This window comes from Nocardia brasiliensis ATCC 700358, assembly GCF_000250675.2.
Classification (GTDB): domain Bacteria; phylum Actinomycetota; class Actinomycetes; order Mycobacteriales; family Mycobacteriaceae; genus Nocardia; species Nocardia brasiliensis_B.
Genome location: NC_018681.1, coordinates 5,394,438 through 5,406,782 on the forward strand (window position 1 = coordinate 5,394,438; position 12,345 = coordinate 5,406,782).

11 protein-coding genes are annotated in these 12,345 nt (G+C 61.4%); 8 read left to right on the forward strand and 3 right to left on the reverse strand.

Translation table 11 applies throughout. The features are described from left to right. Positions 1 to 79 precede the first annotated feature (79 nt). Positions 80 to 460: a glyoxalase superfamily protein gene (locus tag O3I_RS23710; RefSeq protein ID WP_014985525.1), complete on the forward strand. Its 381-nt coding sequence runs from the start codon at positions 80 to 82 to the stop codon at positions 458 to 460. 32 nt (positions 461 to 492) lie between these two features. Further along, complete coding sequence (locus O3I_RS23715) at positions 493 to 906, forward strand: hypothetical protein (protein WP_202804867.1); 414 nt, start codon at positions 493 to 495, stop codon at positions 904 to 906. A gap of 330 nt (positions 907 to 1,236) precedes the next feature. Here O3I_RS23715 and O3I_RS44920 read toward each other — a convergent pair whose 3' ends face one another. Continuing rightward, positions 1,237 to 1,680, reverse strand: a complete 444-nt coding sequence (locus O3I_RS44920) for a hypothetical protein (protein WP_141692175.1) — start codon at positions 1,678 to 1,680, stop codon at positions 1,237 to 1,239. Positions 1,681 to 1,903: 223 nt separating this feature from the next. On the opposite strand from O3I_RS44920, the gene O3I_RS23720 reads away from it, so the two are divergent. Beyond that, on the forward strand, positions 1,904 to 3,055 hold the full coding sequence (locus tag O3I_RS23720) for a carboxylate-amine ligase (protein WP_051066737.1): 1,152 nt from the start codon (positions 1,904 to 1,906) through the stop codon (positions 3,053 to 3,055). Here the strand turns inward: O3I_RS23720 and O3I_RS23725 are convergent. Further along, a complete protein-coding gene (locus O3I_RS23725; RefSeq protein WP_014985528.1) occupies positions 3,025 to 3,843 on the reverse strand; it encodes an SAM-dependent methyltransferase in 819 nt (272 codons plus the stop codon). The two genes, O3I_RS23720 and O3I_RS23725, sit on opposite strands and share 31 nt — an antisense overlap. Positions 3,844 to 4,375: 532 nt before the next feature. Beyond that, positions 4,376 to 5,128, reverse strand: coding sequence for a MerR family transcriptional regulator (locus O3I_RS23730; protein WP_014985529.1), 753 nt, complete (start codon positions 5,126 to 5,128; stop codon positions 4,376 to 4,378). Between the two features lie 262 nt (positions 5,129 to 5,390). Here O3I_RS23730 and O3I_RS23735 point away from each other — a divergent pair, with 262 nt between their 5' ends. The 5 genes from O3I_RS23735 to O3I_RS23755 all read left to right on the forward strand — a co-directional run bounded on the left by O3I_RS23735 (position 5,391) and on the right by O3I_RS23755 (position 12,233). Then, positions 5,391 to 6,623: an aminoglycoside phosphotransferase family protein gene (locus O3I_RS23735; RefSeq protein ID WP_237748118.1), complete on the forward strand. Its 1,233-nt coding sequence runs from the start codon at positions 5,391 to 5,393 to the stop codon at positions 6,621 to 6,623. A gap of 109 nt (positions 6,624 to 6,732) precedes the next feature. Beyond that, positions 6,733 to 7,977, forward strand: a complete 1,245-nt coding sequence (locus O3I_RS23740; protein WP_041564242.1) for a cytochrome P450 — start codon at positions 6,733 to 6,735, stop codon at positions 7,975 to 7,977. 458 nt (positions 7,978 to 8,435) lie between these two features. Then, complete coding sequence (locus tag O3I_RS23745; protein ID WP_014985532.1) at positions 8,436 to 9,257, forward strand: SAM-dependent methyltransferase; 822 nt, start codon at positions 8,436 to 8,438, stop codon at positions 9,255 to 9,257. 602 nt (positions 9,258 to 9,859) lie between these two features. Continuing rightward, entirely contained in the window at positions 9,860 to 11,230 is a 1,371-nt protein-coding gene (locus tag O3I_RS23750) for a hypothetical protein (protein ID WP_141692174.1), read from the forward strand. Between the two features lie 25 nt (positions 11,231 to 11,255). Further along, positions 11,256 to 12,233, forward strand: coding sequence for a pyridoxal-phosphate dependent enzyme (locus O3I_RS23755; RefSeq protein ID WP_014985534.1), 978 nt, complete (start codon positions 11,256 to 11,258; stop codon positions 12,231 to 12,233). The last annotated feature ends 112 nt before the right edge of the window (positions 12,234 to 12,345 follow it).

Here is a 12,345-nt window from a genome sequence, read left to right on the forward strand (position 1 = left end):
TCGACCGCACAGGGCCGGATCCGCGGCCACGAAGCTGATCAAGGCACATAATCTCGATCCATCAGGGAAGATGCTAGGTATGAACTTCACCGCCAAAGCCGCTATTCCGGTCTTACGCATCTTCGATCGCGAGAAAGCACGCGAGTTCTACCTGAACTACCTCGGCTTCACGATCGACTGGGAGCACCGATACGACGGGCATGGCCCCACCTACACACAGATCTCCCGTGGACCGCTGGTGCTACATCTTTCCGAGCATCACGGCGACGGTACGCCCGGGCAGGTCGTCTATATACCCGCGGTGGGGGTTCGGGAGCTCCACGCCGAATTACAGACCAAGAGCTACGACTTCCTCAATCCAGGTATCGGCCCCAGCCCAGGCGATAACCGAGGCGCCTGCCTGTGCCTGCTCGACCCCTTCGGCAACACTCTACGTATCGACGAGCGTGCCGCCGACTGAACCTCTCCTCATCACACTCACACTCGTGGACGATGGCACATGGAACGGCTCGAGCGCACGGTGCGGGAAAGCAGTGGTCGGTCGTGCCATGCCGCTTCGAGCGAACGAACAACGGCGAAACGGTGATTCCGAGGCAGCAAAACTGCAATACTGACAGCGTGATAGTTCGTATTTGGAGCGCGAAAATAGACCCCGACCGGGCGGACGAGTACGAAAACTTCGCATACGCGAGGTCGCTGCCTATGTTCCGATCACACACCGGCTTTCTGGGCTGTGCGTTCCTGCGCGATGGCGCCGATTGTACCGTTGTCACACTGTGGGAGAGCGCGGAGGATGTCGCCACCCTTGAGGCTTCCGCCCGATACCGCGAGACAGTTGCCGCCATTATGGCTGCTGGATTCATCCTGACCGCCAGTAACGCGCTCGCGGCGACTGCTTCGCTCTGATCTCAGCAGAAAATCGGAGCCAGCCGACCTGGACGGGAGACACCTCCAGCGGAGTGCCCTGGCCTTGCATATGAAACGGCCTCTCTCGGAGCATGCACCCCCCATCCCGCATATTTTCGCCTCGGCGGTGATCCGACAACGCACTAGGCTCGACAGCGCGTCGCGGCCGCCGGTCGGCATGGTGCACGGCCCAGATGCTTCCGGCTCGAATTCCGTGCTATGACAACACCATTCATGTGGGCGTAAGCGCCCGGCGACACTCGTATCCACTCGGTGCGGCGTTCTGGTATCCGCAGGACAACTCGTCCCATGCCGACTGCAACCAAGCTTTCAACCGTCAGCAGAACCTGAGTCCGGCGCACTCGGCGCATTTGGAGCGATCGAAACATGCCAATCAGCTCGATAGTCATCGGACGCGAACCCAGCGCCTACGACATAGGGTCCCACTCCGTTGAAGTCGCAGGGTGCCGATACTCTCCAGCTACCGTGCGAGTCCATCGTGCCGAGTTCTTCTAGTTTCGCCAGGTCGATACTGCATACGACGGCGTTCTTCGAGTCGTACGCCGCCCACATAACCCCAGGAGCGTTGCCGGCCCCTCCGCTCGCTTCGATGTTGATATACCAGACCCCTTCGACATCGATGCCCCCTTTCTGGCAGCTTCTGGCCTCGAGGCAGGTGTAATCATACGAAGCGTAGGCATCAGCGGACGACCCCAGCATGAACCATGCCGCGATAGTGCATACAATAGCCAGGTCAGCGAACTTCGGCTTCACATTTTCTCCTTCAGTGCGACAGGCAGTTACTCGTCGAAGTGCAGTCAGAACAACACAACAGGCTACCGGCACAGAGAGAGACCCCCGCAGCCTTCTGTTTCCACTGATGGCAAAATAGCCCCGCCGATCCCCTCAGAGCAGGCAGATGGGCTGTGCCGCAGAGTAGGTTCTATATTCCCAGCGATGGAAATTCGTGCCGCACGTGCGAAAATACACTCTCTCAATGTGTTCATACTTGCCTACTTTCGGCGTGGAAGAAGAGTTCCTGATCGTTGATCCCGTCACCGGGGAGCCGGTGCCACTGGGACCTGCTGTGGTGCGACTGGGTCGAGGCACCGGTTCGAATCTGCAGGAAGAACTCACGCTCTTTCAAGTTGAGACGGCCACTCATGTCCACACCGAACTCGAGTCATTGCTCGATGAACTAAAAACACTACGCAGAACGACAGCAGCGCATACGGAGGCTAGTGGTGGTCGACTAGTCGCCGCCGGTATGCCACTTACGGAGGTCGAATGCGGAGCGGAAGCGGTCGACAACCCGCGTTACAGACGAATCGCCGATGAGTTCGGTCTGATCTCCCGGGAAACTGCAGTGTGTGGGTGCCACGTGCACGTCGCCGTGCCAGACAGGGGTGCCGCGATACAGGTCGGAAACTACATTCGTCCCTGGCTGCCGGTCCTGCTGGCCCTTACCGCAAATTCGGCGATCTATCGTGCGACGATCACCGGCTACGCCAGCTGGCGGAACATCACCTGGCGCCGGTGGCCGGTATCCGGACCACCGCCGCACTTCGGTACAACCGCCGAGTACGACGCCAGAGTCGACTTGCTGCTCGCCAGCGGCACTATCCTGGACTCTCGCATGGTGTATTGGGACGTTCGCCCATCCCTGGCCCACCCGACCGTCGAAATCCGTGTCAGCGATGTGCCACTCTCCGTGGCGGAAACCGCCGTGCTCGCAGGCTTGGCACGAGCCTTGGTGGCGTCCGCGCTGACCTCGATCGCCGAGGGTCTGGTGCCGCCGATCCTGCCCGACAGCGCACTCACCGCGGCATATTGGAGGGCCGCACGGTTCGGCATGGGCGGCGACGGATTCGACCCATGGAATTCACGCACCCTTCCGGCTCGGGCGCAGCTCGACCGACTGCTCGAATATCTGGAACCGGTACTGACCGCGAGCGGCGATCAGCAATTCATGGACGAGACCCTAGGTGCCATACTCGCCCGAGGAAACGGCGCGACGAGACAGCTGAAGGCATTCCAGGATGGGAACTCTGTGCCGGATGTGGTAGCCGTGCTGGCCGACGCCACGCTGGAAGGCTGCAGGTCCGGGCCGGACATTACTCATCGCTTGACTGCGACCAACAACAGGTAGCCGATCTGGCGGGTACGGGCGAACAGCGACATCAGATTGTCCAGCGCAGTGGTCCGATCCGAGCCGATGGCCGCGACGAGTGCGGACCTGTTCTCTTGTATTCGCCGCACGCAGTGCTCATAGCTAGGACGGGTCTGGTCGGTCAGGTCACGCGTTTCTTCGACCTCGAAGCCGGCGTCGCGGACGAGTTCACCGTAGCTTTCGGCAGTTTCCGGAGCGAGCAGGCGGAAGGTGGACTCGTCGGCGGACTGTACTCCGATCACGTCTTGCGACGGCAACAGCACGACATCGGCGATCGCCAGCCGTCCTCCGGGCCGGAGCACTCGAACAATCTCTCGCATTGCATGCTCCTTTTCTGGCATGTGCACGATTGATTCGATGGCGAAGGCCCTGTCGAAGGATGCATCGGAAAACGACAGATCCATAGCATCCTCGGTCAAGAACTTCGTTCGCTCCGCGAGATCGGCCGCGGCACTGCGTTCACTCGCGGTCTCCATCTGCTGCCGACTGATCGTCACCCCGGTGACGTGAGCGCCTGTCATGAGCGCGATGCGCCGGGCCGGCGCGCCGGTGCCACAGCCGATATCGAGTACTCGACTGGTCGAATCGGCACGAATGCTGGTGGCGATGAGATCGGTCAGTCGGTGCTGGGCCTCGCTCAACGACCCGCCCGAGCCTTCGGGCCAGTAGCCCAGGTGTAGGTTTTCGCCCATCAGCAGCTCCAACGCCAGGATATTGTCGTAAAAGCCAGCGACTGCAGCCAGGTCAGGATCACACGATTCGTCCACTTCGTTCCCCTCGATGAAATAATCCGCTCACTAACCCAGAACCCACAGCTCCGTATATTGAAATGGAATTCCCTCAGGGCTGTCGAGGTATGAGCGGCAGTAATATGCATGAATGTCGCCGGCGACCACCCTACCCGAACCATCTCTCGAACAATAAAACTCCGATCTGCCATCGACCGATCCTCCGAACGTATTATCATGTCGATAGCCGGGTGGCGCGGGTGGATCAATGTATACCCGTGCCGCTGCCTCTGCGGCCCCCGCAAGACCAGGGGCAAGAATCAGCCCCCATACGCCGATGATGTTGAGCGAGATCAATGCAAACTTGTTCAATTCACTGCCTCGGTGGTGGCGCGAGCGCTCCCTTATCGAGCTCTTCTCGAAAAGCGTGCCGAGGAGCGCTGCGTCCGCCAAGGCCGCCTTGCCAGATCTGGGAATGCCCAGAGTTCCACCTCAGCAGATGGCGGGTCAGGAACGGAAAGGGGACTTGCCGCAGGCTATCCAGCCCCTGACCCGGCACCAGTCCGCGGCCCTAGTCCTGCGCGGCGTTCGCGGCGTTGACGAACTCTATGTGCGCGGCTGAGGGGCCGGCGGACTCGCGCTCGATCCGGTCAGCGTGGTCGGCGTGCATCTGGAGCAGGCTGTCTCGTAGTCCGGCGTCGCCGCCGTGGAATTCTTCCAGCAGTTGTGCCCACCGCGCGGCCAGCTGCTGTCCTTGCGGTGACGTCGGCTCCACCCCCGCTGCGATCGCTGCGTCCACCTGCGGGATCAGTTCAGCCCATCCGGCTTGCACCTGCTGATGGTGCTGTTCACCGAGCTGCTCTCGGCGTTGCGAGAGCTGAGCCAGCTGCTGCTGGGTGAAGTATTGTTTGACAGTGTTATCGACCATGACGGTTCTCCTGATCAATTCCAGGAAGTGATCAGCGGTCGCGGGGCCCTGCCGCTCCACTGTGGTGACCAGCGCGGCAACCAGCGAGTGCAGGTCATGGGTGGCGGCCAACTGGTTAGCGAGGCACTCACGATGGGCGAGTAGCACCTGAGCCATTGTTACGGTGCCGGCGAGCAGTTCGGCGATCTTGTCCAGCCCCAACCCTAATTGGCGGAGGGCCAAAACCTGATACAGGCGTTGTACATCGGCTTCTGTGTACAGCCGATGGCCCGTCCCGGTCCGCTTCGCTGCGCGCACCAAGCCGATTCGGTCGTAATGATGCAGCGTCCGAATCGTCAACCCAGCATCGTCGGCGAGTTCACCGACTTTCCATACCCGCTCACCCATCCACTTCATCTCACTTCCGTCGACGCGCTTTACGTCGACCCCTCCGACGCTAGAACCTGACGCTACGTCAGGAGCAAGTCGAGCTTATGGGTTCGCATCGAGGCTCGATGTTCCCGTGGCTGACGATCCTGCGCGAGTGACCGATACTGTCTAGTGGTTGGGAGTTGACGGTTCAACTCAGCGAATCGCCGCCAGGTGGTCGACCTCAATCCAGCTTCCTAAACCGTTGTTGCACAGCAGAAGACAAGTGCCACCGGGTGACGGCGAGTGGATGTGCGCCATTGTCACCGCAGCGGCGCGCGGCATATCTCAACAGAATCGAGGCAAACGTTTGAATGACAAAATCTGGTTGCTCGGTCGATTCGCGGCGGTCGGGGGGCATGTACTGGCCGAGAAGATCACGCGACCGAAAGCGCGCAAAATCAGCGATGTCCCTGTCTCCGGAAGATACATCACGCCCGAATGGCTCACTGCGGTCCTGTGCCGCGATGTCCCCGCGGCGCGCGTGCGTTCATTCAGCACTTCGAATGCCAGTCACGGCACCTCGACGCGGCTGGCGATCCGGGTCGAGTACAACGAAGCAGGCGATGCGGCGGGTCTGCCAGTCGAATTATTCGCGAAGACAAGCACGTCGCTTCGGCAACGCATGCTGCTCGGCGGCGCCAGGGTGATCGATGGGGAGACCCAGTTCTTCATGAACTTTCGCCCCGAAGTGGCGATGGAGGCGCCGCGCGGGTACTGGGCGGCAGTGGATTCGGCATCGTGGCGATCGGTGACACTGATGGAGGACATCGCGGCGACCCGCGGCGCCGCGTTCACAGAGCCCACTGCGCAGATCACGTACGGAGAGGTCGAAGATCTGGTACGCAATCTGGCTCGCCTGCACGGCACCTTCTGGGAGCATCGAATGCTCGGCACTCTGAAGACTCCCAATGAAATGCTGCGTGCCATCCGCTCAGCGATCGATATGAAGGCGCGGAGCAAGGTGGGTCTGCGTCGAGCCGAACTGGTCGTTCCGGAAGCGCTTCGGGGACAACATGAACGGCTGTGGGCCGGCGTCGAACGGGCATTGCACCTCGCTACCGAGGAAATGCCACCGACGCTTCTGCACGGCGACCCGCACATCGGGCAAACCTATGCGACCTCGGATGGACGGATGGGTTTTGCCGACTGGCAAGTGATCATGCGCGGCGGCTGGGCGCATGACTTCGCCTACACGGTCAACTCGGCATGCGAACCCGACGATCGCCGAGCGTGGGATCGCGGGTTGCTGAAAACGTACATGGCCGAACTCGAAAGCGCCGGCGGCGCCGCGCTCGCTTTGGATGATGCCTGGCTGTCATATCGCCAGCAATCGATGTTCGCCTACGCCGCATGGGCATTCACCATCGGCCGAGCAGCATATCAGCCCAGGATGCAGGCGCCGGAGACGTGTCTGACGCTCATGCGGCGAATCTCCACCGCGCTGGATGACCTCGGCTCGCTCGATGCGTTGGGAGTCTGACCGGAACCTCGGCTGTGGGCCTCTCAGCGGTGGGAATCACCGCAGCGATCTGTCGCAAGCTTGATGGTAGATCAACTGCGGGGCACCCGATCAGTCTGGAGTTTTGCAGTTGAGTACACCTCAGCAACCCGCTCAGTCATTCGTCCACGGCTCGCCGGTTCGCTCCGACGAGCCTCGAGTTCGTTTGTACACACCAGAATTCGCTGCCGACCCACACAATGCCTACCGCGCGATGCGGCGCGAATTCCGGAGCATGGTGCCCGTGGAGCTGTCGCCAGGGGTCCCGGCGACGCTGGTGATCGGCTACCGCACCGCACTCCAGATCCTCAACGATCCAGCGCATTTTCCAGCGGATCCACGCGTGTGGCAACGAAATATCCCAGCGAGCTGTCCGATCCGCCCCATGCTGGAGTGGCGACCGGTCGCGAGCAGAAGCACCGGCAGCGACTTCCTGCGGTATCGACGTGCCACGGCCTCGAGCATCAATGCGGTGGATCTGTTCGCACTCCATGACACAGTGGAGTCGATAGCCGTTCCGATGATCAACAGCTTCTGTCAGGACGGCTCGGCAGACCTGATCCGGCAGTACGTGTTTCCACTTGTTTTTCAAGTCGTCAACGCTCTGCTCGGCTGCTCACCCGAGATCGGGCAGCGGCTGGCTACCGCGACCGCCGCCATCGTCGAAGCCGTCGACGCGGAAGAAGGAAACAAGCTGCTCAGCGCGGCCCTACTCGAGCTGGTGACGCTCAAAAAGGCAGAGCCGCAGGACGATATCACATCTCATCTACTGCAGGATCCGGCCGATTTGACGACCGAGGAGGCGATCCACCATGTAGCTCAGATTTATGGCACCGGAATCGAATTCCTGTTGAATCTGATCGTCAATACTCTGCTGTTGATCGTCACGGACGAGCGCTTCGGCGGGCGAGTACTCGGTGGTGTCCTGACCGCTCGCGATGCGCTGGACGAAGTGCTCTTCAACGACCCGCCGCTCGCGAATCTTCTGATCAGCTTCCCTCCGCACCCGATCCTCATTGATGAGGTGTGGCTGCCGGCCCATCAGCCCGTGGTCATCAGTATGGCGGCGTGCAACAACGATCCTGCGATTCGAACCGACGATATGGCTGGAAATTGTTCTCATCTGGCATGGGGTGTCGGCCAGCATGCCTGCCCGGCACAATCGCTGGCCTATCTCGTCGCCCAGGACGCCATCGACCAGCTGCTGGACGCCATACCCGAGATCCGGCTGAACCACAAAGCCGATGTCCCGACATGGCGTCCTGGACCGTTCCACCGTGCGCTGACAGCGTTGCCCGTCCAGTTTCAACCGACGAGCCCACTCGGAACCGGATAGCGGTTGAACTCGACCGCAACGTGCGAAGCAGTCGGTCCCCATGTTTGGGAAAACGCTTGTGGCTCAGCACAATCGATCCACCTAGAATCTTGGAGGCGTGGACTTCCATGGTCCATGCGCCTCTAGTAGCCGCTGAGACGGAGAACGGGGCGAAGATGCACGGAGGTCGCTGTGCTGCCCCTCCGTGCATCTTTCTGCTCTGTGGAATTCATGAAAGCGCCGCCGAGCGCGAATCCTGAGCTGGATTACTCATCGAGTACGCGAAGCCGAGGCCGATGGCACGCCGAGTTAAAGCTCGATCGCCTGCCGAGGACAGACTATCTGTCAGGATATGTAGTACTCGTTGCAACTCCTGGGTTAAGCCGGCAAGACCGTCCGAACAGCGCCGCCGGTTTGCTCACGCCGTCTGCGGTAGCTCACCGATCTACACTGGCAGCCCACACCCCCAAAGGTATGCGATGTCCGATATCCAAGAGTCCACCCTCCGCGCTGTCACAGCCTTCTACGACAACGTCGATGCCGTTGAGCTACTCATGGGCACAAGTATTCACATGGGATACTGGCCGGACGGTCCCGACACTGATCTCCAGCGCGCCCAGGACCGGCTGACCGACCTCGTCGGCACCGCCAGCGGCGCAGGCCCAGGCATGAACCTGCTGGATGTCGGCTGCGGCACCGGCGCACCCGCACTGCGGCTTGCCCGCGCCCTCAGGACAGCCGTAACCGGCGTCAGTATCAGCAGTGCCGAGATTACGACGGCACAAGCCCGCGCCGACCGCGCCGAACTGCAAGAACAAGTCAGCTTCCAAGTAGGAGATGTGCTGTCGTTGCCGTTCGCCGAGGCGACGTTCGATTCCGCGATAGCAATAGAGTCCGTTGTCCACACCCTCGACAAAGAACTCGCACTTCGCGAGATCCATCGAGTCCTGCGGCCAGGCGGAACACTCGTGATCTCGGATGTGACCATGCGGGAGCCCGAAAAAGTCGTCGGCTTGGAGACCTTCGACCTCCCGGTCTTCGGCCTTCTCGCGCTACAGACCAACAGCGGATACCGCGACCTGGTCACCGCCGCGGGCTTCGAACTCACTCACGTCGAAGACATCAGCGCACAGACGCATCCTTTCTACGCGCTGTGCAAGCAGCGGCTCGCCGAGCGTCGTCCCGAACTCAACGCCGCGGCCGGCGCGGCCCAGACCTCGGCGCTAGAGGATCTGCTGGGACTGTTCGCGGTGACCAAACAAATCGGCTACATCCTGCTCGTCGCCACCAAGCCGGAGTGACCTCCCGGTCAAGAAGGCTTACCTAGGCACTTCCACGCACGAACAGCGCACAGAACGACATCGTTCCCACCTCTGGCTAGGGGTTGTACGGCTAGCCAAGGGATTCGGAGAAACTCGGCAGCGAGCAGTATCCATCTGGGCCGCAATCGTTTTCGGCTCATTTGATACCCAGCTGCATCATCGCGCTTCTCCCACCTCATTCCGGAGGTCTTCATGCCATCGTCTCGCTACGCCACCGTTGTCGCAGTATTCGCTGCGAGCTGCGCCGTCGGTGCGCCACCCGTTGCCCAGGCCTATGAAACTTGCGCCGACTACGCGGTCTGCGCCTGGACGGGATACTTCGAAGGTGCAAAGGTCGAGTTCGGCCCGATCAGACAGGGGATCTGCACGCGAGTCTCGTTCAGTACCACAGATATTCGATTCACCATTCAGAACAACAGCAGATGGCCAGCGTACGTGCACGAGACCATCAACTGTACCGATGTCGGTTCGCTCGTCCCTGCGGGCACTGGCCTCGCGACCGCGAACGGATTCAGGTCGGTGAAGGTCTGACCAGTGAAACAGACTTCCCAGCGGCGAAAGGTCGTTCGGAGCCACTTATCATGGCCGACATCCCCGTGGCTTCACCAACCCGATTGCGGTGCGCGAGAGCCACTTATGGGTGTGCACGGACCTTCCCATCGATTCGTCAGGAGAAACCGTTGCATGAAGCAGTTTCTCGTCCATCAGCCTCGTCGACGCCGGATATCGGGCACGCGGAGATCCGTCGCAGATACGCCGAGCAAGGCACCCTGATCGACGACGAAGCATTTCCCTGTCTCGCCGAGCCGTTGATCATCGACGCGGCTACCGGATCCCAGGTCCGAGACGTGGCGCAGCGACTGCACCCGCTACTGGAGCGAGTTGCGCACCTCTATTCCACCGAAGCCGCGGTCCGGGACGGCTTTCCCGAGTACGAACCACTGGCGAGATGGTTGAGCCACGCCCATCCACTCGATCCGATCAATCGCATCTGCCGACTCGATGGCATCGTTTCTCGAGCAGGGGTATACAAGGTGATCGAATCGAACGCCGTTTGTCCAGCTGGGGTGGCGGCTGTGCCGCGTATTCACCACATTTGGCGCGAGGTGTTCGCGGCGCCCGAGCTTCCGCCCAGCCGCCCGCAACCCCTTGTCGAGGACCATCCCCGGTTCGCCCAGGCTTTACTCGCCTGCCACCGAGAACAGTTCGGTTCCGAGGCTCGGTCAGCGTTCGTCGTGACCTTGCGGGGTCGCTACCAAGCCGAGGTTCCGGAAATAGTCCAGGATCTGGGCGCATTGGGAGTCGAGGCGGTGACCGTCGATGCGCGGTCCGTTCGACTGCACGCGGGCGCGGTGGTCGATGGCCGCGGCCGACAAGCCGATCTCGTCTACGCGAACCTGGACCAGCACGACCTGATCACCGATCCAGAACTCAGCGGCTATTTCGCCGCGGCGGTCTCGGGTACCGCGTGCTTCGTCAATCCACTTCTGTCGCAATGCATTATCGGCGACAAGCGGGCTCTGGCCGTGCTGTCCGATCCCGCCTTCGGCGCCCACTTCGACGATTCCGAACGTGAGTTCCTCGACATACACGTGCCGTGGACCAGACTCATCACCCGAAGCGATGACACGCTGCTCGCCACTCTCGAAGCCGATCGGGATAGATTCGTTCTCAAACCGGCCAACCGATTGTGCGGCGAAGGTGTCATCGTCGGAGAGTTCGTGACGCAGTCACAGTGGCGCGTGGCCTTGTCCGAGGCGACAGCCGGTGCCTACGTAGCACAGGAGTACTGTGCGCCGCCGTTCCTCGCCGCTCATCCCGAGCTCGCGGTGGGGTTGGATGTCTACCTGTTCAACGCGGAATTCGTCGGCTACATGGCGCGGTGCTCGCAAAACCCGGTCCTCAATGCTGCGGTCGGGGGGCGTTTTCTACCAGTGCTCGAGGAGAAGTGAACGATCAGGTCCCAGGGGAACCACCATGACTACAGCCATCTCGGTTGCCGACATTCGGGATGCGGCGCTCCGGCTCACCGGTGCCGCGCACTGGACACCTGTCCTGTCCTCGCGCACGCTCGATGATCGTGCGGTGGCCGAGGTGCTGATCAAGTGCGAAAACTTCCAGCGCACCGGTGCTTTCAAGTATCGCGGAGCCTACAACGCCATCTCCCGGCTCAGCCAGAAGCAGCTCGCAAGAGGGGTCTCAGCCTTCTCTTCGGGCAATCATTCGCAAGCTGTCGCTCTGGTAGCGCGCCAGCTGGGCACCAGTGCCACGATCCTCATGCCCGAAGACACTCCGCGCTACAAGATCGAAGCCACCCGCGGCTATGGAGCCGAGATCGTCACCTACGACCGCTACACCCAGGACCGTGTGGCGCTCGGAACAGCCTTGGCTCGAGAACGCGGCATGACACTCATACCACCGTACGACAACCCACACGTGATCTCGGGCCAGGGCACCGTGGCAATGGAATTGTTTGCCGAGGCCGGCCGCCTCGACGTGCTGGTCGTACCAGTCGGCGGCGGCGGCCTCATCGCAGGCAGCGCGATGGTGGCAAAGCTCCAACCCGGCGTTCGCGTAGTCGGTGTGGAGCCGGTCACCGGTGACGACACCCGGCGCTCACTGGCTGCGGGCGAACGTGTCCGGATCCCGGTGACCACTTCGATCGCCGATGGTCTCGCTGCGGAAATCCCAGGAGAGTTGACCTTCTCGATCAATCGCCGACTGGTCGACAGGATCGTCACCGTCAGTGACGAAGCCATCAGGGACGCAATGCGCTTCGCCTTCGAGCGTTTGAAGATCGTCATCGAGCCCAGCGCCGCGGTGGGGTTGGCCGCGATCCATCAACGGCTCATCGGCCCCGCGAAACGCGTGGGAGTGATCGTCTCCGGTGGCAATATCAGTGCCCAACGGTTCGCCGAGCTAACAGCGGACCCAGCAGCAAAGCTGTCGTACTGACCGGCGGAAGCCCCGATGGCAGCATCGGTGCCCAGGTTCCCACGTCAGGGAACGCCCGGAGTAGGTGCCATCGATACCCTGGATTCTGTTCGATTCGCCACTGGCGCAACTG

Excerpts from the sequence above, each read along its gene's own strand:
- O3I_RS23745 (WP_014985532.1), top strand. The coding sequence starts at position 8,436 with ATGTCCGATATCCAAGAGTCCACCCTCCGCGCTGTCACAGCCTTCTAC.
- O3I_RS23720 (WP_051066737.1), top strand. The coding sequence starts at position 1,904 with ATGTGTTCATACTTGCCTACTTTCGGCGTGGAAGAAGAGTTCCTGATC.
- O3I_RS23755 (WP_014985534.1), top strand. The coding sequence starts at position 11,256 with ATGACTACAGCCATCTCGGTTGCCGACATTCGGGATGCGGCGCTCCGG.
- O3I_RS23710 (WP_014985525.1), top strand. The coding sequence starts at position 80 with ATGAACTTCACCGCCAAAGCCGCTATTCCGGTCTTACGCATCTTCGAT.
- O3I_RS23715 (WP_202804867.1), top strand. The coding sequence starts at position 493 with ATGGCACATGGAACGGCTCGAGCGCACGGTGCGGGAAAGCAGTGGTCG.
- O3I_RS23750 (WP_141692174.1), top strand. The coding sequence starts at position 9,860 with ATGGCCGACATCCCCGTGGCTTCACCAACCCGATTGCGGTGCGCGAGA.
- O3I_RS23735 (WP_237748118.1), top strand. The coding sequence starts at position 5,391 with ATGTGCGCCATTGTCACCGCAGCGGCGCGCGGCATATCTCAACAGAAT.
- O3I_RS23730 (WP_014985529.1), bottom strand. The coding sequence starts at position 5,128 with ATGAAGTGGATGGGTGAGCGGGTATGGAAAGTCGGTGAACTCGCCGAC.